This is a genomic window from Glycomyces algeriensis, assembly GCF_027622855.1.
Lineage (GTDB): Bacteria > Actinomycetota > Actinomycetes > Mycobacteriales > Micromonosporaceae > Glycomyces > Glycomyces algeriensis.
In genome coordinates this window covers 47,046-69,790 of record NZ_JAPZVR010000005.1, presented here as the reverse complement: position 1 = coordinate 69,790, position 22,745 = coordinate 47,046, and the positions used below count along the sequence as shown (strand labels likewise).

Genomic DNA, 22,745 nt, shown 5'->3' with positions numbered 1-22,745 from the left:
CCCCTGTCGATCGTCACTGCTAGGCGATGGTCATGGTGTTCCAGCCGGTACCGATCTGCGTGCGAGACCCGGTGCCGCCTGAGCCGTTGCCCGGGTAGAGGTAGAAGGCCCCATCGGACTTGCGGCGGGTGAGGAAGTCGGCGTGGCCGTCGCGGTTGAAGTCGCCCACCGCGGTGATCTGGTCGTAGCCGCCCCAGCCGCAGCTGACCTTGACGCGGCTCTTCAACGCGCCGGTGCTGGTGCCGCCGTAGAAGTACAGGCAGCCGTCGGCGTTCCGGACCGCGAGCAGGTCGGCGTGGCCGTCGTGGTCGAGGTCGCCGACGGCGGTGACCTCTTTCATCGAGGTCCAGCCCGAGCCGATCACCTTTCGGGCACCGAACGTGCCGTTGCCCTTGCCCGGGTAGAGGTACAGCGTGCCGTCGGAGGCGACCGCGACGACGTCGGCCTTCCCGTCGGAGTTGTGGTCGTGTCCGCCGCTGATGGTGCTCATCGTGTTCCAGCCCGAGCCGATGGTGATCCGGCCCGCGGCGTTGAGTGCGCCCGAGCCGGTGCCCGGGTAGAGGTACAGCGTGCCGCCCGAGGTGCGGGCCAGGACATCGGAGAATCCGTCGCCGTTCAGGTCGCCTGCGGTCGCGATGAGGGTCATGCCCTTGAGGACCGTCCCCCATGAAGTGCGGGTCCCGTGGCTGCCGGAGCCGTTGCCCGGGTACAGGTAGGTAATGCCGTCGGAGTTGCGCCGGGCGATGAAATCGGAAGCGCCGTCGCCGTTGTAGTCGTAGGCGCGTTCCTCGTTGACGGCTGCGAGGCGGTTGCCGCCCCAGCCGGTCGCGATGACCCTGCCCGCGTGCACGGCGGTGCCGTTCCCGTTGAGCGAGTGGAGTTCCAGCTCGCCTGTGCGGGAGTCGACGGCGACGAGGTCTTCCTTGGCGTCGCCGTCCACATCGCCGACGGCCATCACCTGGTTGTAGCGGTCGGAACCCGAGCCGTCCAGCGATGCCGCGATGCCGGACCTTCCATAGAGCCCCCCGTTGCCGTCGCCCAGGTACAGGTAGTACTGGCCGTTGCGCGAGTCGTGGGCCAGGAGGTCGGTATTGCCGTCCTCGTTCAGGTCTCCGGTTGCGGCGAGGGTGTCCATGGCGCCCCACCCGGTGCCGGCCGCGGAGCGTGAGCCGAACGTCCCGTTCCCCAGGCCGGGATAGAGGTCGAGCGTTCCGCTCGCCTTGTTCACGGCGAGCAGGTCGATCTTGCCGTCGCCGTCGAAGTCACCACCGGAAGTGAAGGCACCCAAGGCGTTCCAGCCTCCGCCGACGAGGATGCGCGAACCGAGGCCTCCCGCGCCGTTGCCGGGGTGGGTCCACAGTTCGCCGTTCCGGGTGTCCCTGGCGAGGAGGTCGGGCCGACCGTCGCCGGTCAGGTCGCCGGCCATGACGACGTCGGTCCCGCCCCAGCCGCCGCCCTTCGAGACGCCGGCGTCGAAGGTCCCGTCCCCGTTGCCCGAGTAGAGCATCAGCGCACCGTCGGACTTGCGGACGGCGACGGTGTCCTGGTGCCCGTCGCCGTCGAAGTCGTTGTGCGAGTAAGTGGCGGGTACGTATCCCTCATAGGCGAGGGTGCCCTTGTTGTGCCCTTGGTCCGTGACCTGGACGAAGAACCGGTACGCGGTCTCGGTCAGCTTCACCTGCAGTTCGGCGGAGGTGCCGCTGGTCAGTGTCGCCTGGTCGACGACGGGCATGTCGTCGTGGGCGTAGCGCAGCAAGACGTCGAGTTCACTCAAGCCGTCCGGGAACCCGTTGTCGGCGACGGTCACCGTCACGTCCACGGTGTCGCCGACCAGGTGCGGGCCCGGCTCAACTTCGATGCCGACGATCTCCGGGGTAGCGCGGTCCGCCACGAAGTAGCAGGTCGGCGAGGTGCGCGTATATCCGGAGGCACCGGATTCGATCGTGTGGACCACGGTGTAGCGGCCGTCGGGGAGGGTGTTCGGCAGGGCCCCGATCGGTCCGCCCTGGAACGGGAGGGGAGCGGGTTCGGTCGTCAGCACAACCTCGCCGGAAGCCTGGTCTCGGATCACGGCCGACCAGTTGAAGTCGAGGTCCAGCACATCGTCGCGCCAGATCCTGGTCCAGACCGCGCTGCTGAGGGAGGAGCTGACGGAAGGATCGGCGGCGTCTTTGGAGCAGAGGGTGTTCGCGATGAGTCCCACGATGTCGAAGTAGACATCGAGCCGAGCCGAGGCCCCGTGGAAACGCACCGCCTCGGCGCTCTCGGTCATACCGAAAGCGACTTCGGACGAGGCCGAGGCGTCGGCCCATGCACTGCTCACAGGTCCGGTGACGTCATAGGTGACGACCTCGTCCTCGCAGTCCGCGGGTGCGGCGTCGCCGATGGCACCGGGCCGGTCGTTCCAGGTGACGGCCGGGCTGTAGCCCGCGACTGGAACCAGGTCGGGGGTGGCGCAGGCGAACATGCCGTGCTCATCGGCAGCGAGATCGATCGAGAACGTCGCTTCGTCGATGGGGAAGGACCACTCGTAGTTGTAGTCGGGTTTCCTGAGGGTGTCGGTCCTCAGGACCGATCGGAAGCTCCAGTACGAGGCCGCTTCCGATGTGGTGGCGCAGTCAGGGCCCGCGAATCGGTCGCAGTAGGGACCGACCCCGGCGTCGCCACTCGCGCCCGAGTGTTCGAGGAAGCTCGACTCCGTCCCCGCTCCGGTGCCGCGGTAAGCGGCGAGGTCGGGAGCGGCTGAAGAGACGACGCCCCATTCGCCGATGCCGTATCCGCTGTAGGCCCACTGAGTCGTGACGGTCAGCGGAAAGACCGCGTCCTCCAGCGCACCCTCGGGCAGGCTGAGGGTGAGAGTGTCGTCACCGTCGAGGTCGAGGCCGACTGCGTTGAACTCGCCGGCTGCGTCGAGGGCTGAGAACGGAGCTGTGCGGACTTCGTAGTCCTCGCCGTAGACGCTCAGCGGCATGCTCAGAGCGCCGTCTTCGAGGACGGGGTCGACCTCGGCGTCGAGAGCCATGCCGGTCGCGAGCGTTTGCCAGGCGTCGGCGCTGTCTACCGTGAAGCGAAGCTCGGCTGAGGCCACGTCCATGTCGACGCTGAGGTCCAGGCCTGCCGCCAGGTCCTCGTAGACGGCCGTGGTGTCCGCGTAGGTAGGCGTCGGTACCTCGCCCGCCCAGTCCAGCGCGCCGCCCCAAGTGAAGAAGAGCGGCTGCGTCTTGTCGGTGTGGGAAAGCCAGAACGACCAGGGGGATTCGGTCAGCGTCAGTCCGCCGTCCCATTCCATCAATGTCGCGTCGGGTGTGCCGTCTTCGCGAATGGCGCCGGCCGGGGCGGCTGTGGCGACGACGTGGAGCTGTCCGGCCGACGTGACGTACATCGTCGAGTAGGGCTCCGAGCGGTTGGCGATGCGGACTTCGACGCCGCAGGCCACGGCGATGTCGAAGGCGCCCGCGATGCTGTGATCCAGCGGGTCGTCTCCGAGCGCGTCGCAGTCGACGCCGGTCTGAGCGGAGGCGGTGCCGCCGGGGGAGACGAGGAGCGTCGCGCCAAGTGCTGCCGCGGTGGCGGCCGCCAGTCGGCCGTGCCTGCGGCGGCGGGGCTTCTCGGGGGAGGCGTCATTCATTTAGGTATCCAGGGGGGTTCAAGGGGTGTCGAGCTTTCGGCCGTGTACCGGCTTCGTTTACACGCGATTCACTTGGAAACGGTTGCACACTTGCGACGACATGAGGGGAGCTCCGCTGACGCGGGGCTCCCCTCATTGCTCACTCATGATCTGGCCGTCAGGCGATCATCATCGAGTTCCAGCCGGTACCGATCTGCTTGCGCGCCCCGGTGCCGCCGGCGCCGTTGCCCGGGTACAGGAAGAGCGCCCCGTCGGACTTGCGGCGGGTGATGAAGTCGGCATGGCCGTCGCGGTTGAAGTCGCCCACGCCGGTGATGGCGTCGTAGCCGCCCCAACCGCAGCTGATCTTGACCCTCGACTTGAACGTACCGTTGCCGTTGCCCTTATAAAGGTAGAGGCAGCTGTCGGACTTCGAGATCGAGAGCAGGTCGGCATAGCCGTCGTGGTCGAGGTCGCCGACCGCGCTGGTCTCCCGCATGCCGTTCCAGCCGGTGCCGACCTTGATCCTCGTCCCGAAGGTCCCGTCGCCCTTGCCCGGATACACGTACAGAGTCCCGGTCGCGGCGTGGCGGGCGACGAGGTCGTCCCTGCCGTCGCTTGTGTAGTCGTGCCCGCCGCTGATGTCGCCCATGGCGTTCCAACCCGAGCCGACGTAGATGTCCGTGCCGTCGAAACCGTAGTGCTCGCCGTCGTCGACTCCTTGGATGACGTACAGCCCGCCCGTGTAGGCGCGGTACACCACGTCGAGGCGGCCGTCCGAGTCGTAGTCGCCGCCCGCGGACAGCCCGGTGATGCCGTCGCAGTCGGCGCAGAAGACCCAGGGCGTGGCGTGGCCGTTGCCTGTGCCGAAGTAGAGGCGGAGGTCGCCGTCGGACTTGCGCTGGGCGATGAAGTCGGAGAACCCGTCGCCGTCGTAGTCGTAGGTCCGGTCGAGGTTCACGACGGGGAGGCGGACAGAGTTCCAGCCTGAGTTCCCGATTGCGTTGTCCACCGTGTAGCTGCCGCTCATGAGGGTCTGTCGCAGCAGCCTCCCGGTGCTGAGTTCGACCGTCAAGAAGTCGAGCATGCCATCGCGCTTCAGGTCGCCAGCACCGATCACCTGGTCATACCGGCGAAGCTCGGCATGGTTGCCCATGCTCTGGTCGAATATCACGGTCTCACTTGTCAGCGAGACGAGGTAGTAGTAACCGGTGAAGTTCCAACGGGTCAGGAACTCGTCATAGCCGTCGCCGTCCACGTCACCGGCGGTGGTGATGACGTCCATGCCGTCCCACCACTCGCTCCACAGGGTGCGGGCGGCGAACTTGCCGTTCCCCAGACCTGGGTAGAGGTACATGTTGCCGTCTGAGAAAGCGGTGGCGAGGAGGTCGGGTTTGCCGTCGCCGTCGTAGTTGCCGACGGCGATCTGCCCCATTTTGCCCCAGCCAGTGCCGACGGTGATTCGGGAGCCGAGGGTGCCGTCGCCCTTGCCCGGGTAGGTATAGAGGGTCCCTGTCTGGTTGTCGCGGACGAGCAGGTCGGACAGGCCATCCCCGGTGAGGTCGCCGGCCATGACGATGTCCATCTTGCCCCAGCCAGATCCGACCGTGACAGCCGACGCGTGGGCCCCGGCGTCCGTGCCTGCGTAGAAACGCAGCGCACCGTCGGACTTGCGGATCACGAAGAGGTCTTCGTTGTAGTCCTGGTTGTAGTCGTACCGGGTCTCGGTGAGGTCGGTGGAGATGACTGCGAAGTCGGTGGCGACGTCAGCCTCGTACTCAGCACCGGCGTCGATCGCGCCGATCTCGATCGCGCCCTGGACGGCTCCGGTGTCGGCGATCTTCGCAGTGAAGGTGAATGCGATAGCGCGGCTGGTCGAGACGCTGGTGAGCGCGCAGGCGAAGTCGAAGTGGTCGAGCAGCGTATCGGAGGTCTCAGCGTAGACTGCGGCGAGTTCGTCGGGGCTGTAGCAGTCCCACGCCGCCCGGTTGTTGCTGTTGGCCTGGATCAGCTCGATCCCTTCAGGCAGTTGCCCGCGGAACAGGTATCCGGCGCCATCTGGGTTCAGGTCGGAGGCAACGGCCAGGCCGGAGTTCTCCACCTCGGTGGTGATGGTGACGGTGTTGCCGACCACGCCGCTGATGACGGTCTCATCGAGGTCGAGATCGTAGGTGTTGTCCACTGTGGTGAGGGAGACGTCGCCGGAGTAGTACTCGATCGAGTCCTCGGCGCCTTCCCAACCAGCGGTGGTCGTGGTCAGCCCGATCTTCGATGCGGTGGGCGAGACCCATGAAAGGTTGTCGTATTCCGAGGCGAGCGTGGCAGCGTCGATCGTCTCGATGCTGTAGGTGCACCCGCACAGCTCCAGGGGACCCACCAGTTCTTGATCCATGAAGTAGTTGAGGTTCTTGGTGAGGGTCAGGTACTGGCCCTTGGCGTCCGGGAGGTCGGTGATGACGCAGGAGACGCCGACGCGCACTCGCGCAGTGCCGGAGCCTTCGTAAGCAGCCCTGCAGTTCCCGTAGTGGGTGCTCGACGTAATCAGGTCAGTGGTGTCTATCCCGTTCACAGGCGTCGTCGGGTGGGTGAACGTGACGACTGCCGCCGCGGCAGTGGGGGCCAGGTCGAAGTCCTGGTAGATCACCGGGTTCACCGTGACGAAAGTACTGCTCGCCCCGCTGGTGACGTCGGTGCGCACAACGTCGCCGTGCGCGTACGGGTGATGGACGTCGTAGTCGGCGACGACCGCGTAGTCACCGGTGGCGTTCTTGACCTCAGTGCCGTCGACGGTGGCCTTGAAGGTGTAGCCGATGGTGCCGTCTTCCGCACTCAACGCGGGGAGGGCGTTGAACAGGAACTCCGTGTGCGACCCGGAGTCGGCGGTGCAGGTGATCGACGCAGGGGTGGAGACGTCGCAGGCCGGGTCGGCGGTGGTGATGTCGAGGACGCCGTAAGGGTCGTCGAACACGAGTTCGGTGACCACCGCGTGCGTCGCGGTGTCGCCGGAGACGGCCGGGGTGTAGTCGACGGTCATCGAGCTCGAGACCATCTCGGTGCCGTCGAGGTCGGGCGCGAGCTGGACGCTGGCGACCGGGTCGCCTTCGATGCCGGGGATGTCGACCGCGGCCGCGGGGACCGCGAATGCGCCCGCCGCGGTGCATCCCGCCGCTGCTGCGGCGAGCAGGCGCAAGCCTGCCCGGCGGGCCCTGGGGGAATCAGGGGACATGGGGCTCCTTGTTCAGTTAGCCGTTGAGCTGGGGTTATGGAACCGGAAAGATCCAGTGCTGTTTACACGCGCACTGCGAGATACCGGTTGCAGGGAGTTCACCTGGAAGTCACCGGAATCCGAGGCGGGATCGTTCCGCTTTCGGACTGCCCGAGGCGACGGGGCCGGTGCAACCAGATGGCTACTGACCAGTAACATGTATCGTGATCGGGAACACCGCACTGTCGTGAAGACAGCACGTCGAGAGGTCGCCATGGGAGTCGTCCAAATCGTCACGGCCACGATCGCGTTCGCGTACACCGCGGTCGCCATCGGGCTGTTCGTCCGGGCCGGACTGGGGATGCTCGAGCTCATAAGGCTCGGCGCGCCCGACAAGACCCGCAAGGGCGCCCGCGGGACGCGGGTGAAGACCATGCTGCGGGAGACCCTGGGGCACACCAGGATGCTCCAGTGGACGGGGGTGGGCCTCGCGCACTGGGCCGTGTTCTTCGGGTTCTTCCTGCTGGCCCCGGCCCTGGCGCAGTCGTACTTCGAGGTACTCAACCCCGAGTGGGGCCTGCCGATCGTCGGGCACTGGGGGCCGTGGCTCCTGTTCGCGGAGGTCCTCACCGTCCTCACGGGACTGGCCATCTTCGCGCTCTTCGTCGTCCGCCTGGTCAGGCAGCCCCGCGCGAACCGGGTGCCGCCGCAGGGCACCGCCTCGGACGCCGGGCAGCGGCGCTCCTCGTCCAGGTTCGAAGGATCGCGCCAGTGGATGGCCTTCTACATCGAGGCGACGATCTTCACGATCGTCCTCTCGCACATGGCGGTCCGCACCTTCCAAGTGGCGCTCGACAAGGTCCCGGAGTGGTCCTCGCCGGTCTCTTCTCTCTTTGCGGGCGGCCTGAGCGACGCGTCCCACGATGCGCTGCTCAACGCCATCACCCTCACCGCGGGCCTCGACATCCTCGTCTCCTGGACGTTCTTCCTCATGCTCGCGCTCATCCCGTCCATGGGCATCGGCTGGCACCGGGTCACCGCGTTCTTCAACATCTACTTCAAGCGCAACGCCGACGGCGCGGTCTCGCTCGGCGCCGCCAAGCCCATGCTCATCGACGGCGAGCCCGCCGACTTCGAGACCGCCGACCCCGAGACGCAGCCGTTCGGCGTCGCGACCATCGGCGACTTCTCCTGGAAGGGCCTCCTCGACTTCTCCACGTGCACCGAGTGCGGGCGCTGCCAGTCGCAGTGCCCCGCATGGAACACCGGGAAGCCGCTCTCGCCGAAGAAGCTCATCACCGACCTCCGCGACCACCTGTACGAGCAGGCGCCGTACCTCAAGGCCGCGGCGATCGCGAAGGAGCGCGGGGGCGAAGCCGTCGACCCGCACGAGAAGATCAACATCATCGGCAACGTGATCGACCCTGACGTGCTGTGGTCCTGCACCACCTGCGGCGCGTGCGTCGAGCAGTGCCCGGTCGACATCGAGCACGTCGACACCATCCTCGACCTGCGCCGCAACATGGTCATGATGGAGTCGGACTTCCCCGAGGAGGCGCAGACGATGCTGCGCAACCTCGAGAACAAGGGCAACCCGTGGGGCGAGAACCCGGCCCACCGCCTCAAGTGGGCCGAGCCGCTCGACTTCGAGGTGCCGATCGCCGAGGCCGGCGGCGACTTCGAGTACCTGTACTGGGTCGGCTGCGCCGGCGCGTACGACCCCAAGGCGCAGAAGACCTCCCGCGCGGTGGCGACGCTCCTGCACGACGCGGGCGTGAAGTTCGCGGTCCTCGGCGAGGCCGAGACGTGCACGGGCGACTCGGCGCGGCGCATCGGGCACGAGTTCATGTACCAGATGCTCGCCGAGCAGAACGTCGAGACGCTGAACGAGGTCGGCGCGGTCAAGATCGTCGCGACCTGCCCGCACTGCCTCAACACCATCGGCAACGAGTACGAGGACATCGGCGGCAAGTACGAGGTCGTGCACCACACCGAGCTGCTCAACGACCTCGTGAACGCCGGGAAGATCACGCCGGTGGAGGAGCACGAGGGCAAGTTGACGTACCACGACCCCTGCTACCTGGGACGGCACAACCGGATCTTCACGCCGCCAAGGGAACTGCTCGGGTCCTTCGCGGAGGTCACCGAGATGCCGCGCACCGAGGAGCGCTCGTTCTGCTGCGGCGCCGGCGGCGCGAGGATGTGGCTCGAGGAGCCGCTCGGCAAGCGCGTCAACCGGGAACGGGCCGACGAAGCGGTCGCCACCGGCGCCAAGACGGTGGCCGTCGGCTGCCCGTTCTGCTCCACGATGCTGCGCGACGGCGTCGCCGACGCGGGCCACGAGGACGTCGAGGTCATCGACATCGCCCAGCTGCTCGCGAGGACCCAGGAGAAGCGGCAGGAGAAGGCGGTGGCGGCGGACTAGCGCCGAGAGAGCCGGAAGAGTGTGAGACCCCCGTGCCATCCTTGGCCTTGCGAATCTACGGCTCGCAAGCGTCGCCAGGCCGGGGGTCTTTCGCTTGTCCGATTTGAAGGCCGGGGCCGAGAAACGCCCGCGTCGCGGGGCGATGTCGCACCCCCGCGCGAGAATTGAATCGGGGGTCCCAAGGTGTCCGATTTGAAGGCTAGCGCCGGGATTGCACCGTCAGTGCCGCACTAGCGGTTCGGACTCGCCTGCTTCGCTACCGGTTCGGGCTCCGCCCGCTCCCCTACCTGTTCGGGCTTCGCCCGAAGTGCCCTCTCAGGAGGGCTGCGGATTCGGCTTCGAGGATGCCGCCGTAGACGTCGGGGTTGTGGTTGAGGCGGGGGTCGCGCACGACGTCCCAGAGGGAGCCGACCGCGCCCGTCTTCGGTTCCCAAGCGCCGAACACGATTTCACCCACACGGGCGAGCACCGCCGCGCCGGCGCACATCGTGCACGGCTCCAAGGTGACCACGAGGGTGCAGCCCTCGAGCCGCCACCCGTCCCCGTGGACGGCCGCCGCCGCGCGCAGCGCGAGCACCTCGGCGTGCGCGGTCGGGTCGCCTAGGGCCTCACGGGCATTGGCGGCCGCGGCGAGTTCGCTCCCGTCCGGGCCGATCACGACGGCCCCCACGGGCAGGTCCTGGCGGTGCGGCGCCAGGACGTCGGGGTGCTCGGCGAGCGGAGTGTCGGCCGGGTGTGCCGGGACGCCCGGCCGGGGCTCGGTTTCCGCCGGGAGGCCTCCGGTGCGCGCGGTTTCAAGGGCGCGGCGCATCCAGTGCTCGTGGACCTCGCGGCGGGACTGCACAGGGATCGGAGCTAAGAGCCGATGGCGTCTTCCAGGGCCTCGGTGAAGCCGATGGTCTTGGCGACCTCGGCGACGACGTCGGTGGGCAGCATGCCCTCCTTGGCGCACAGGGCGAGCAGGGTCGAACCGGGCACGCCCAGGTCGCTCAGCACGTCCGCCTCGCCGACGGGCTCGGCGTCGAGCTCGGTCGGGCGGGCCGAGATCGACTCCTCGTCCTCGGTGTCGATCTCCTCGGTGCCCTCGGGCTCGAGGTCGCCCAGGAGCGCCTCGCCCAGACGCGACTGCGACGCGTATTCGGCGTCAGAGCCGAAGGTGCGCAGGTCGTCCCCGTTGTCGAGGCGCATCACCGTCAGGTACTCGTCGTCGGCATCGACGAACAGCAGTGTCAGGTCGGCGTCAGGAAAAGCCTCACGCATGGCCTCAGCCGCGTCCTCGACGTCGGCAACAGCGTCGAGGTCGACCTCGGAGGCCTCCCACTCGTCGCCCTCGCGGCCCACAGCCACAGCGAAATACGACACGATCCGTCCCCGTCTTCTCATTCAATGGAACCTGCGGCCCGATTGGGCAGCCGTTCGATACGACCTACTGAAGGATGTGGCGACCTGCGGTTGATGTAACCACAGGATCCAGTCGCCGGTCAGCAAAAGATACAGCTCGCATGAGAGCCCCGTGACGCCAGCGGCCGTCCCTGCGACCGCCGCTACGCCGACCGCGGCCCCGCGGTCACCGTAGCGCGCCAGCAGCGCTGCGACGACCGCTCCGATCGTACTCGCGGCCAAAGTCACCCAGGCGAAGCCCGCCCCCGTGGGCAGGGACTCCCCAGTGCTTCTGGCATACGCCAAGAGCCACAGGAGCACCCACAGTCCGGACAGTGCCGAGCCGGCCGCTACGGGGCCGACGCGGACTGGATGGGGCTCCCGCCAGCGGGGCCTGCCGGAGCGCGGCGGGTGCACCTCGGGGCCGGCCCAGGAGGTGGGCCCGATGGGTCCCTCATGCATACGTGACAGGGTACGCAGGCGGGGGCGCCACCGGTAGTGGCATCACCGGCTGCGGCGGTGCTTCGACGGCCCGCATCTGGCCGTCGGGGAACGTGATGTGGTACTGCCGGCCGTCCCAGAGGGCGGGGGGCATGTACCGGTCGGCCCGGGCGTAGACGGTGCGGGCGGCGTTCATGCGGTGGACGGCGTGCTCGATGCGCCGGTCGTCCCAGGGCCGCCCGATGGACGCCAGGTCGTACTGCTCGGCGAGATCGGAGGCGGCCCTTTGGAAGTCCCTCATGGCCGCCTCGCCGGGCTTCCCGGCGTGGCGGTAGGCCCAGGCGCGGGCGGCGGCGCGGCGCGAGAACGTCGCGAGGGACGCCAGCTCAGGCGGCGAGACCTGCCCGGCGGCCACCATGGGGGCGAGCGCGGCCTGGCTGCGGCGGGCGTCGGCGGCGCGCAGCCACAGGGCCGCGCCGACCATGGTGAAGAACAGGGGCGCGAGGAACGCGGGGTAGAGCGCGAACCACAGCGCGGGCATGTCGAGGTTGACGCCGAGCACGGAGGAGCCGTTCCACAGGGCGTGGAGCCCCATGCCGCACAGCAGCATCCCGATGATCCAGACGGTCTGGAGGCCCTTGCGTCCGGGCTTGCGGGCGGCCTTGCCGAGGCCGATCGCGGAGAGCCCGGTCATGAGCGGGTGGGCGAACATGGTGGCGAGCCCGCGCACGGCGACGAGGATGGTGACCTGGGCGATCCCGGCGGCGGCGTCGAGGTTCTCGGCGCCGTTCAGGTACGCGCCGGAGGCGTAGAGGACGTTCTCGGCGACGGCGAACCCGGCCCCGGCGAGTCCGCAGTAGACGATGGCGTCGAGGGTGCCGGTGAGGTGGCGGCGGGCGACCCAGTAGACGAGGAGGGGGCCGAGGAGCTTCGTGATCTCCTCGATCACGGGGGCGGAGAAGACGGCCGCGAGGTTCGGGTCGAGGTCGTTCTTGTCCAGGAGGATCGAGGCGCCGGTGTTGACGATGAGGGAGATCGCGGTCGCGACGCACGCGCCCCAGCCGAAGCAGAAGGCGAGCACGAGCCAGGGGCGGCGCCGGTAGCGGCCGAGCCACAGGAACGTGCCGACGAGGACGGGGGCGGGCAGGATCGCGGCGGCGAGGCCGACGGCGAACGCCTCCGCGCCGGCGCCTTCGACGATGGCCCACGCGAGGACGGTCGCGCCGCCGGCGAAGAGCAGGGAGGTGCCGGCGATGAGGACGCCGGTGGCTTTGCGGGCGAGGCCGACCCAGGCGAGCGCTATACCGCCGAGCGCGAGGATGGCGGCGGCGCCGAGGATCGCCTGCGCCGTGGTGGTGAGGGTCATCGCGGGGGCTCCTGGCCGGACTCCGGCCTGCCGAAGCTCTGGCCGCTGTCGGTGCCGGTCTCTTCGATGTCGCTCAGGCCCAGCTCGGGGCTGTCGGCGCCCTCGGGGGCGGGCTCGCGGATGACGAAGTGCTCGCCGATGCCGGAGACGGCGAGCAGGCGCTTGAGGAAGTCGCCGAGGTTCGCGAGGACGAGCACGGCCCGGGCGCGGGCCGCGGCGCGCGCGAGGACGACGAGCGTGCCGAGGCCGCGGGAGTCGCAGAAGGTCACGCCCTGCATGTCGAGGACGACCCGCACGGGGTCGTCCACCAGGGCGGCGTCCACGGCCGCGGAGAGCCGGGGCGCGGTGTGCAGGTCGATTTCGCCGGTCAGCACCACGATCGTCTCGTTCGCCTCGCGGTATACCGAGATGTCGAGCTTTTGGTGCGTCACGGGTCCAACCCTAACCGGTTTCCCCCGAAAGCAGGAGCCCCGGCGCCGGATAGAACGCGAAACCTTGTCGCGCTTGCTGTTCGAACACGCGCCCTTACGCGTTGTCGCACCCTGATGTCAGGGTTGAATCGGGGGCCCAATCGGCGGTCGAACCTCTTCAGCATGCGCGCGAGTCGCTCGAACACCCTGCGCCACTGCGCTGTCACACCCGCGTGTCAGGGTTTATACCGGGGGGCCCATGCCGCGGTCGATCCTCTTCAGCATGCGCCGAGGCCGTTTTCGAACACGGACGGCCACAGCGTTGTCGCACCCCTATGCCAGGGTTTGAACCGGGGGCCCATGCCGCGGTCGATCCTCTTCAGCATGCCGCCCGGCGCAAACCTAAGCCTGACCCGGCTCCAGCAGCCCCAAAATGCGCTCGATCTCCGGGTCCGCGTCGCGGCCCTCGTGCCAGGCGGCGAGGGCGTCCCGCGCCTGGTCGATGCGGCGTGTGAGGAGCCCTTCGCGCTCGCGCAGGTCCCTCGTCCGCTCCGACGTCTGGCGCAGCGCCTGACCCTGTGCCCACAGGTCGATGAAGACCTTCACCTTGGTGCGCAGCATCCACGGGTCGAACGGCTTCGTGATGTAGTCGACCGCGCCCACCGAGTACCCGCGCATCGCCAGGTGCGCGTCGCGGTCGGCGGCGGTGAGGAAGATGATCGGCGTGTGCCGGGTCTTCTCGCGCTGCTTGATGTGCCGCGCCGTCTCGAACCCGTCCATGCCGGGCATCTGCGCGTCCAGGAGGATCGCCGCGTAGTCCTCCGAGAGGAGCCGCTTGAGCGCCTCCTCGCCGGACGTGACCGCGATCGTGTTCACCGGCAGCCCTTGGAGAATGGCTTCCAATGCGAGGAGGTTCTCGGAACGGTCGTCAACGAGCAGGACGCGGGCGGTGCTCATGCGGTGCCTCCAACGGTCGGTCCGCCATTGTCGCGTTCGGACGCGGCACCGTCCCGCCCGGGGGCCGCTTCGTGTGCGCCGCCTCGCGCAGCGTGGCGCCCGTCCACACCCGGCCCGGTGACGATCCACTGCGACATGGTGTCGAGCAGCAGGTCGAGGTCCACGGGCTTGGTCAGGTACGCGCTCGCGCCGGCCTCCACGGACTTCTCGCGCTGCTCGGCCAGCGCCTGCGCCGTGAGGAACACGATCGGCAGGTCCGCGAACTGCGGCATGCGGCGGATGACGCGCGTGGTCTCGTTGCCGTCCATGCCGGGCATCATCGAGTCCATGAGGACGATGTCGATGCCCGGGTGGTGCTGGAGCGCGTCGATGCCGTCGGCGCCGTTCTCCGCGTAGTGCACGTCGATGCCGTGCAGCTCGAGCGCGGCGGTGAGCGCGAAGACGTTGCGGATGTCGTCGTCGACGATGAGGACGGTGGCGCCTTCGAGGTGCTGGGCCGCGGCCGATGACGAGGGCGTCTCCGGCGCGCCCGTGAGGATGCCCGGGGAGGGTTCGCGCACGGCCGGGATCTCGGCGTGGATCGGCGTGTAGTCGCCGTCGGCGTCGATCTCGACGGGCACGACGAAGGTGAACTTGGAGCCGGCGTCGCCGGTGTGCTCGATGTACACGTCGCCGCCGAGCATGAGCGACAGGGATTTCGAGATGGAGAGGCCGAGGCCGGTGCCGCCGAACGTGCGCCGCGTGGTGCCGTCGGCCTGCTGGAACGGCTCGAAGATGATGCCCTTCTTGCCTTCGGCGACGCCGATGCCGGTGTCGATGACGCTGAACGCGAGCCGTTCGCCGGCAGCGTTGAGGTGCGGTGCGTCGAAGCGCAGGTCGGCGGGGACGCGCCGTACGGCGAGGGTCACTGAGCCGACGCGGGTGAACTTGACCGCGTTGGAGAGGAGGTTGCGCAGGACCTGCTGGAACTTCTGGCCGTCGGTCTGCATGAGCTGCGGTACGCCGGTGCCGACGTCGACGGCGAACTCGAGGCCCTTGTCCTCGGCCTGGGGCCGGAACGCGGCCTCGATGTCGCCGAGGATCTCGGCGAGGTCGACCGGGTGGACGGAGACGTCCATGCGGCCGGCCTCGATCTTCGAGAGGTCGAGGATGTCGTCGATGAGGGTGAGCAGGTCGGTGCCGGCGTTGTAGATGGTGCGCGCGAACTCGATCTGGCGTTCGGTGAGGTTCCCGTCCGTGTTCTCGGAGAGGAGCCGCGCGAGCAGCAGGAGCGAGTTCAGGGGGGTGCGCAGTTCGTGCGAGACGTTCGCGAGGAACTCCGACTTGTACTTGGAGGCCTGCGCGAGCTGCTCGGCCTTCTCCTCGATGTCCTTGCGGGCGGTCTCGACCTCTTCGTTCTTCAGCTCGATCGCCTTGTTCTGGGCGGAGAGCAGCTGCGCCTTCTCCTCGAGTTCGACGTTGGTCTCCTGGAGCCGGTTCGACTGGGCGCGCAGCTCCTGGGCCATGCGCTGCGATTCGCGCAGGAGGACCTCGGTGCGGGCGTTGCCCTCGATGGTGGCGAGGGTGACGCCGACGTTCGGGGCGAGCGCGTCGAGGAACCGCTTGTGGAGGCCGGAGTAGGTGTTGAAGGAGGCGAACTCGATGACGCCGCGGACCTTGTCGCCGAACTGGACGGGCAGGATGATGAGGTCGGTCGGGGTGGCCTGGCCGAGCCCCGAGGAGATCTCGAGGTAGCCCTCGGGGATGTCGTGCAGGTGGATGGTGCGTTTGGACGCGGCGGCCTGGCCGACCATGCCCTCGTTGTCCTCGATGAGCTTCTTCTCGCCGGGGTTGGGGTGGCCGTAGACGGCGTTGAGCCGGTAGGTGACGTGCCCGGAGACGTCCTCGTGGCGGACGTAGAACGTGGAGGTCTGCGCGTCGATGAGCGGCGTGACCTCGTCGAGGACCATGCGGGTGACCTCTTCGACGCCTCTGCGGCCCTGGAGGAGCGAGGAGATGCGGGCGAGGTTGGAGTTGAGCCAGTCCGCGTCGGTGTTCTGGCGGGTCTTGTCGCGCAGGGCGGTGATCATCTGGTTGATCGACTCGGTGAGGTCGGCGATCTCGCCGGCGGCCTCGAAGTCGACGGACTGGGTGAGGTCGCCCCTGGCGACGGCGTGGGCGACGTTCGCGATGGCGCGCAGCTGCAGTGTGAGGGTGGCGGCGAGCGAGTTCACGTTGCGGGTGAGGGCGAGCCAGGTGCCGGAGACGCCGGCGACCTCCGCCTGGCCGCCGAGGTTGCCTTCGACGCCGACCTCGCGGGCGACGCGGGTGACTTCGGTGGCGAAGCTGGAGAGCTGCTCGACCATGGTGTTCACGGTGGTCTTGAGTTCGAGCATCTCGCCTTGGACGTCGACGGTGACCTTCTGGGTCAGGTCGCCGCGGGCGACGGCGGTGGTGACCGAGGCGATGTCGCGGACCTGGCTGGTGAGGCTGGAGGCCATCGAGTTGACGTTCTCGGTGAGGTCCTTCCAGGTGCCGGAGACGCCCTGGACGTTCGCTTGGCCGCCGAGGACGCCGTCGGTGCCCACTTCGCGGGCCACACGGGTGACCTCGTCGGCGAACTGGGAGAGCTGGGCGACCATCGTGTTCATGGTGGTCTTCAGCTCGAGCATCTCGCCTTGCGCGTCGACGGTGATCTGGCGGTTGAGGTCGCCTCGCGCGACGGCGGTGGCGACGGAGGAGATGTTGCGGACCTGGGCGGTCAGGTTGGAGGCCATGGAGTTCACGTTGTCGGTGAGCGCCTCCCAGATGCCGGAGACGCCTTGGACGTTGGCCTGGCCGCCGAGGCGGCCGTCGGTGCCCACTTCGCGGGCCACACGCGTGACCTCGTCCGCGAACTGCGACAACTGGGCGACCATCGAGTTCATGGTGGTCTTCAGCTCGAGCATCTCGCCGCGCGCGTCGACGGTGATCTGGCGGGAGAGGTCGCCGGTGGCGACGGCGGTGGCGACGGAGGAGATGTTGCGGACCTGGGCGGTCAGGTTCGACGCCATCAGGTTCACGTTCTCGGTGAGGTCCTTCCAGGTGCCCGAGACGCCCTGGACGTTGGCCTGGCCGCCGAGGCGGCCCTCGCTGCCGACCTCGCGGGCGACGCGGGTGACTTCGTCGGCGAAGCTGGAGAGCTGGTCGACCATGATGTTGACGGTGGTCTTGACCTCGAGGATCTCGCCCTGCGCGTCGACGGCGATCTTCTGCGTCAGGTCGCCGCGGGCGACGGCGGCGGTGACGGTGGAGATCGAGCGGACCTGCTCGGTGAGGTTCGTGGCGAGCTGGTTCACGTTCTGGGTGAGGTCGCGCCAGGTGCCGGAGACGCCGAACACCTGGGCCTGGCCGCCGAGCCGGCCTTCGGTGCCCACCTCGCGAGCGACGCGCGTGACCTCGTCCGCGAAGCTGGAGAGCTGGTCGACCATCGTGTTCACGGTGGTCTTGACCTCGAGGATCTCGCCCTGCGCGGGGACGGTGATCTTCTGCGTCAGGTCGCCGCGCGCGACCGCGCTGGTGACCTTGGCGATGTCGCGCACCTGGTCGGTGAGGCTCGCGGCCATGTCGTTCACCGAGTCGGTGAGGTCCTTCCAGGTGCCCGAGACGCCCGGCACCTCCGCCTGGCCGCCGAGGCGGCCTTCGGTGCCCACTTCGCGGGCGACGCGGGTGACCTCGCCCGCGAAGACCTGGAGGGTCGCGGTGAGGGAGTTGATGGTGTCCGCCAGTTCGGCGACCTCGCCCGAGGCCTTGACGGTGATCTGCCGGTTGAGGTCGCCGCGGGCGACGGCGGTGGCCACGGTCGAGATCGAGCGGACCTGCTCGGTCAGGTTGGAGGCCATGGTGTTCACCGCGTCGGTCAGCGACCGCCAGGTGCCCGAGACGCCCTGGACGTCCGCTTGGCCGCCGAGCTGGCCTTCGGTGCCCACCTCGCGGGCGACGCGGGTGACCTCGCCTGCGAAGGAGCGCAGGAGCCCGACCATCTGGTTCACGGTCTCGCCGAGGCGGCGGAACTCGCCGCGGAGCTGCTTGCCCTCGATCTCGAGGGACGCCTCCTGGCTGAGGTCGCCCGCGGCGACCGCCTCGAGGACGCGCCCGAGCTCGGTGGTGGGTCGCACGAGGTCCTCGACCAGGCGGTTGACGCTCGCGGCGCCCTCTGACCAGCCGCCGTCGAGGTGCTCGATCACGAGCCGGTGGTTCCAGGAACCCTCCTGGCCGACGGCGCGGGCGATGAGCGCGAGGTCGCGGGTCTGCCGGTCGGCCTGCTCGACCACGGCGTTGAACCGGTCGAGGACCTCCCCGGCGAGCCCCTCGCCGCGGGGGAGCCGCACCGAGAAGTCGCCCCGCTCGACGGCGCCCAGCGCGTCGGCCAGGCTTCGGAGCAGGTCCGACTCGTCGGTCGGGCTCGCTGTACGGGAAACGGTGTCCGTCATGGCGTGGTTCCTCAGCTGCGGAGACAGGCTTGGGTAAGTACCAGGTTGTCACACGAAATGGTCAAACGTGAAGGCAGGTTACTGAGGGCACTGTGCTTGGTCACTTCGCGTCATCGAAGGAAAACTGAAAGAAATTCGCAACCGGTGTCTCCTGTGGTGCGTGTGGATTGTTGCAGCGCTCCCGCGGGCGAGTCAGCAGTCAGTGGAGACCGCGAGAGCGCCGCACCCCCAAACTCGAAGCATCCCTAGGAGTTACATGTCCACCCTCAACAAGACCGGACTGCGCTTCGCCGCGGCCGGCGCCGCGGCGGCCCTCACGCTCGCGGTCGGCGCCCCCGCTTTCGCGCAGTCGGAGAGCCCCTCGACGGAAGCCTCGGAGACCCCGGTCGCGGAGACCGAGACCCCTGTCACCGAGACCGAGACCCCGGCAACGGACGCCACCCCCGAGGCCCCCGCCGAGGAGAACCCCGGCGGCGACTCCGAGGTCGCCGAGGAGAAGGACCCGGCCCTCGAGGAGGTCCCCGAGAACGAGGTCCCCGAAGGCGAGCTGCCCGAGGCCGGCGAAGAGGACGAGGGCGACTTCGGTTCCGCCTACTCCTACCTCTACATCGACGAGGTGCTCCAGGGAGCCGACCTCGGCGAGTCCGTCGAGGCCCACCCCGAGTTCTACATCGAGGCCGCCGCCGAGAACCCCGACGACGTGGCCGCCACGGTCCTGGTCTTCAACGACTCGGTCTCGCTCGAGAGCATCGAGGGCGAGTGGGAGCTGACCAACCACGCGTGGGCTTGGGCCCCCTACGACAACTGCAACGTCTGGGAGTGGGGCACGACCTGCGTCGTGACCGACTTCGAGGGTGAGGCCGACACCACCTACGGCATCGACGCCCCGCTGTACTTCGACATCGTGGACGAGGTCGACGACAACGACGTCGCCCCGTACTACGCGGTCGACGTCGACGCCGCGACCCTCGAAGAGGTCCTCGCCGAGGGCTACTACGACTTCGAGACCGACAACCAGCTCGGCCTCACCGAGACCGAGCCCACCGAGGGCGACTGGTACTACGGCTTCGGCGCGTTCTACTTCGAGGCCAGCGAGGCCCTTCCCAATGTCCCCACGGCCCCCGCGCCGGGCGGTGGCGGCCAGCTGCCGACCACCGGCAACTCGTCGATCATCCTGATCAGCTCGGCCGCCGCCGCGGTGCTCGCCGGTGCCGTCGTGTTCTACATGCTGCGTCGCCGCAAGACCGCGACGAACTGGGAGTAGATTCCCGCTGATCCGGTGACGTACGAGAGCGCGCGGATCGACACTTGAGCGGCGGTCGCCCGGGAGGGCGGCCGCCGCTTCACGTTCCCCATGCGGCGCAACGGCACTGCGCACCGTTCCGGCGGCGGTTTCACACGGGCCGCGGCACGGCGACGCGGTACCACGGCCGGGGGGCCGACCGGCATAGACTGGGGCCCGTGACGTACCCCGAGAGGTTCGCCCGGCGCCTCCGGCTCCCGGCCGACGACCGCTCCCCCGCAGCCGCCCGCGCCGCCGTGCGCGCGGTGCTCACCGAGGCCGGACTCACCGAGCTGCTCGACGAGACCCTGCTGCTCACGACCGAGCTGGCGACCAACGGCGTCGTCCACGCCGGCACCGACATCAACCTCACGGTCGCGGCCGACCCGATCGGCGTGCGCGTCACCGTCACCGACTACCGCTCCGGCGGCATCGACCCCCTCGACAGCGCCTCCTACAACAGCGCGATGCCCGAGGTCACCGCCGAGGGCGGCCGCGGCCTGCTCCTCGTCGACCGGTTCGCGTCCTCGTGGGGCACCACGCACGACGCGACCGGGAAGTCGATCTGGTTCCGCATCGACCGCGACCCCGACGCCCGTCCGGCCACCCGGCCCGACCCGGACGCCGCCGTCGAGACCCGCCTGCCCGACCTGGGCCAGCTCGCCGCGCTCCTCACCGTCGCCCCCGCGATCCAGTCGCGGCTGCCGGTCGACCAGCTCGTCACCGAGCTCCTCGCCCGCTGCCACGACGCGACCGCCGCCGCGGGCGGCGCGATCGAGTACGACGCCGGGGACGGCGCGGGCGCGCAGATCCTCGCCAAGTTCGGCGACGTCGGCAGCGTCTCGGTCGCCGTCCCGCTCCCGCTCACGGCCCCGGCCTGCGGCAAGCTCATGCTCGCCGGCGACCCCCGGCCGGACTGGCGGCCCCTCGCCGAACTCGTCGCCGAGCGCATCGCCCTCGCCGTCCAGATCGACCGGATGCGCACGGACGAGCAGCGCCGCTCCGGCTGGCTCACCTACCTCGCCGAAGCCGGGGAGCTCCTCGCGCACTCGCTCGAGGAGCACCTGACGGTGGCGCTCATCCCGCAGCTCGTCGTGCCCCAGCTCGGCCGGTGGGCGGCCGTCCACCTCACCGGCGACGGCGGCGACCTGCGCCTCGCCTCCCTCACGCACGCCGAGGAATCCGAACTCGAGCACCTGCGCAGCAAGCTCGACGCCGCCGCGCCGGCCCTCGCAGCCGCGCTCGCCACCGACGGCTGGACCGGCATGGAGCTGCCGGTGCCGCGCGGCCTCGACGGGATCGCCGTGCCGCTCTCGGCGCGCGGCGCCACAGTCGGCGTCCTCACCGTGGGCAAGCACATCGAGCGCCAGCACTCGTCCGAGGAGCGCGCGGTCGTCGCCGACCTCGCCAAGCGCAGCGCGCTCGCCCTCGATAACGCCCGCATCCACGCCGAGCGCCAGGCCGTCGCCAACGAGCTGCAGGCCGCGCTCATGCCGGGCTCGCTGCCCGACGTCGCCGGCGTCTCGTTCGCCGCCGAGTACCTGCCCGCCACGGCCCGCCGCCTGCCCGGGTCGGGCCCCGGCCCGGCGTCCGGCACCGAGGTCGGCGGCGACTTCTACGACGCGACCGAGCTCGCCGACCACCGCCTGTGGGTGGCCATCGGCGACGTGTGCGGCAAAGGCGCGCAGGCCGCGGCCGTGACCGGTGTCGTGCGCGACGTCCTGCGGGTCATGGCCCGCGACGGCCGCCCGCTCCCGCGCGCCCTCGAACTGCTCAACGCCACGCTGCTCGAGCAGCCCGGCGACATGCGGTACGCGACGATCGCCTCCGCGCTCCTGGACCGCAGCCCGGACGGCGCGCTCAACGCGACCCTCTGCCTCTCGGGCCACGACAAGCCGCTGCTGCTCCGCGCCGACGGCGAGACCGCCTGGGTCGGCCGCGAAGGCACCGCCGTCGGGCTCTTCCCCGACGTCAAGGTCAACCCCGTGGACGTCCGCCTCGAGCACGGCGACGCCCTCGTATTCTTCACCGACGGCGTCACCGAGCGCCGCGACGGCGCCGCCATGTACGGCCACGAGCGCATCGAACGGGCCGTCCGGGACGCAGCGGGCAAGGGCGCCAAGCAGATCGCGACCGCCCTGCTCGAATCCGTCGAGGCGTTCTCCCCCGAGTCGCCGCGCGACGACATCGCGATCCTCGTGGTCCGCTGCGATCCGATCCGGTAACCCGCGGGTTTCCACGTGTCGTGGTCTGACGGCCCGGCCGCGCCGCCGAGCGCCGGACGCATGCGTCGCGAGCATCGCTGAAACCCTTGCAGGCCAAAGGAAAAGGCCCCGCGAATTCGCGGGGCCTCATCGCTGTCTCGCCTTAGAGCTCCTAACTTTGGAGTCGTCGCCAGCAGATGAGGGCGCAGCCGAGCTTGAGGAAGGCTTCGTGGATATCGGCGCGTCGTTCCCATCGGATGCGCAAGCGGCGGAACCAGTGCAGGAGCGCGATCGTCTGCTCCACGACGTAGCGCGTGGCCCCGAGTCCGGACCCGTGCGGTGTGCCCCGGCGGGCGATCTGCGTGCCGATCCCCTTGGCCCGCAGCGCCCGCCGGTAGCAATCGAAGTCATAGCCGCGGTCGGCCTGAACGACCCTCGGGCGCCTTCGGGGCCGACCGCGCTTGCCGCGGATCGGCGGGATCGCTTCGACCAGGGCCATCAACTCGGTGCAGTCGTTGCGATTGCCGCCGGTCAGGCTGGCAGCGAGGGGCACACCGGTCGCGTCGGTGATGACATGGTGCTTGGAGCCGGTCTTGCCCCGGTCTACCGGGCTCCGACCGGTTTTGGGCCGCCTTTGAGTGCCTTCAAGTGCGAGGCGTCGATCACCGCCCGCTCCAGGTCGAGCTTCCCGGCCCGGCGTAGCTCGGCGAGCAGGACCTCATGCAGCTCCTGCCAGACACCGGCGTCGTTCCAGTCGCGCAGTCGCCGCCAGCAGGTCATGCCGCATCCGAACCCGAGTTCTTGGGGCAGCCACTGCCAGGGGATGCCGGTATAGAGCACGAACAGAATGCCGCACAAGGCCTTTCGGTCGTCCAGGCGCTTGCGCCCGGGTGTTCCGGCAGGCCGCTCGTGGACCGGCAGCAGCGGCTCGATCCTGGCCCACAGGCCGTCATCGACAACCCATGGGCCGTGACTGCGCCGTTGCTGCGGACCGCGTTTCCCTCGCCTCACAGCAAG

General features: G+C 69.2%; 12 protein-coding genes. 3 read left to right on the top strand and 9 right to left on the bottom strand.

Features of this window, described 5'->3' with window-relative positions:
• Window positions 1-19: 19 nt before the first annotated feature.
• Window positions 20-3,628 (bottom strand): FG-GAP repeat domain-containing protein, encoded by a 3,609-nt coding sequence (locus O2L52_RS11085; RefSeq protein ID WP_270115456.1) that lies wholly within the window; start codon window positions 3,626-3,628, stop codon window positions 20-22.
• A 157-nt stretch (window positions 3,629-3,785) separates the two neighbouring features.
• Complete coding sequence (locus tag O2L52_RS11080; RefSeq protein ID WP_270115455.1) at window positions 3,786-6,833, bottom strand: FG-GAP repeat domain-containing protein; 3,048 nt, start codon at window positions 6,831-6,833, stop codon at window positions 3,786-3,788.
• A gap of 253 nt (window positions 6,834-7,086) precedes the next feature.
• On the opposite strand from O2L52_RS11080, the gene O2L52_RS11075 reads away from it, so the two are divergent.
• Window positions 7,087-9,237, top strand: coding sequence for a (Fe-S)-binding protein (locus O2L52_RS11075; protein ID WP_270115454.1), 2,151 nt, complete (start codon window positions 7,087-7,089; stop codon window positions 9,235-9,237).
• Window positions 9,238-9,520: 283 nt separating this feature from the next.
• Here the strand turns inward: O2L52_RS11075 and O2L52_RS11070 are convergent, their stop codons facing one another.
• The 6 genes from O2L52_RS11070 to O2L52_RS11045 all read right to left on the bottom strand — a co-directional run bounded on the left by O2L52_RS11070 (window position 9,521) and on the right by O2L52_RS11045 (window position 18,242).
• On the bottom strand, window positions 9,521-10,048 hold the full coding sequence (locus O2L52_RS11070; protein WP_344471700.1) for a nucleoside deaminase: 528 nt from the start codon (window positions 10,046-10,048) through the stop codon (window positions 9,521-9,523).
• A gap of 44 nt (window positions 10,049-10,092) precedes the next feature.
• On the bottom strand, window positions 10,093-10,599 hold the full coding sequence (locus tag O2L52_RS11065; protein WP_270115452.1) for a tRNA adenosine deaminase-associated protein: 507 nt from the start codon (window positions 10,597-10,599) through the stop codon (window positions 10,093-10,095).
• 472 nt (window positions 10,600-11,071) lie between these two features.
• Window positions 11,072-12,424: a PrsW family intramembrane metalloprotease gene (locus O2L52_RS11060; protein WP_270115451.1), complete on the bottom strand. Its 1,353-nt coding sequence runs from the start codon at window positions 12,422-12,424 to the stop codon at window positions 11,072-11,074.
• A complete protein-coding gene (locus O2L52_RS11055) occupies window positions 12,421-12,855 on the bottom strand; it encodes an STAS domain-containing protein (RefSeq protein ID WP_270115450.1) in 435 nt (144 codons plus the stop codon). Before O2L52_RS11055 ends, O2L52_RS11060 begins: the two co-directional genes overlap by 4 nt.
• A gap of 381 nt (window positions 12,856-13,236) precedes the next feature.
• Complete coding sequence (locus tag O2L52_RS11050) at window positions 13,237-13,791, bottom strand: response regulator (protein ID WP_270115449.1); 555 nt, start codon at window positions 13,789-13,791, stop codon at window positions 13,237-13,239.
• The gene (locus O2L52_RS11045) at window positions 13,788-18,242 is read right to left on the bottom strand and encodes a HAMP domain-containing protein (protein WP_270115448.1); all 4,455 of its coding nucleotides are present in this window, start codon (window positions 18,240-18,242) and stop codon (window positions 13,788-13,790) included. Before O2L52_RS11045 ends, O2L52_RS11050 begins: the two co-directional genes overlap by 4 nt.
• A gap of 256 nt (window positions 18,243-18,498) precedes the next feature.
• On the opposite strand from O2L52_RS11045, the gene O2L52_RS11040 reads away from it, so the two are divergent.
• Together O2L52_RS11040 and O2L52_RS11035 are read left to right on the top strand one after the other, a co-directional pair.
• A complete protein-coding gene (locus O2L52_RS11040) occupies window positions 18,499-19,506 on the top strand; it encodes an LPXTG cell wall anchor domain-containing protein (RefSeq protein WP_270115447.1) in 1,008 nt (335 codons plus the stop codon).
• Window positions 19,507-19,703: 197 nt separating this feature from the next.
• The gene (locus O2L52_RS11035; protein WP_270115446.1) at window positions 19,704-21,749 is read left to right on the top strand and encodes a SpoIIE family protein phosphatase; all 2,046 of its coding nucleotides are present in this window, start codon (window positions 19,704-19,706) and stop codon (window positions 21,747-21,749) included.
• Between the two features lie 151 nt (window positions 21,750-21,900).
• Here the strand turns inward: O2L52_RS11035 and O2L52_RS11030 are convergent.
• Window positions 21,901-22,739, bottom strand: a protein-coding gene (locus O2L52_RS11030; RefSeq protein WP_270115445.1) for an IS5 family transposase whose coding sequence is annotated in 2 segments (ribosomal slippage) — window positions 21,901-22,355 and window positions 22,355-22,739 — 840 coding nt in all. Because the reading frame shifts where the segments join, the coding sequence is not laid out codon by codon here.
• Window positions 22,740-22,745: the final 6 nt, after the last annotated feature.

What these genes read in the sequence shown, in the direction of transcription:
- O2L52_RS11085 (WP_270115456.1), bottom strand. Translation starts at nt 3,628, where the DNA reads ATGAATGACGCCTCCCCCGAGAAGCCCCGCCGCCGCAGGCACGGCCGA.
- O2L52_RS11080 (WP_270115455.1), bottom strand. Translation starts at nt 6,833, where the DNA reads ATGTCCCCTGATTCCCCCAGGGCCCGCCGGGCAGGCTTGCGCCTGCTC.
- O2L52_RS11075 (WP_270115454.1), top strand. Translation starts at nt 7,087, where the DNA reads ATGGGAGTCGTCCAAATCGTCACGGCCACGATCGCGTTCGCGTACACC.
- O2L52_RS11070 (WP_344471700.1), bottom strand. Translation starts at nt 10,048, where the DNA reads ATGCGCCGCGCCCTTGAAACCGCGCGCACCGGAGGCCTCCCGGCGGAA.
- O2L52_RS11060 (WP_270115451.1), bottom strand. Translation starts at nt 12,424, where the DNA reads ATGACCCTCACCACCACGGCGCAGGCGATCCTCGGCGCCGCCGCCATC.
- O2L52_RS11050 (WP_270115449.1), bottom strand. Translation starts at nt 13,791, where the DNA reads ATGAGCACCGCCCGCGTCCTGCTCGTTGACGACCGTTCCGAGAACCTC.
- O2L52_RS11045 (WP_270115448.1), bottom strand. Translation starts at nt 18,242, where the DNA reads ATGACGGACACCGTTTCCCGTACAGCGAGCCCGACCGACGAGTCGGAC.
- O2L52_RS11040 (WP_270115447.1), top strand. Translation starts at nt 18,499, where the DNA reads ATGTCCACCCTCAACAAGACCGGACTGCGCTTCGCCGCGGCCGGCGCC.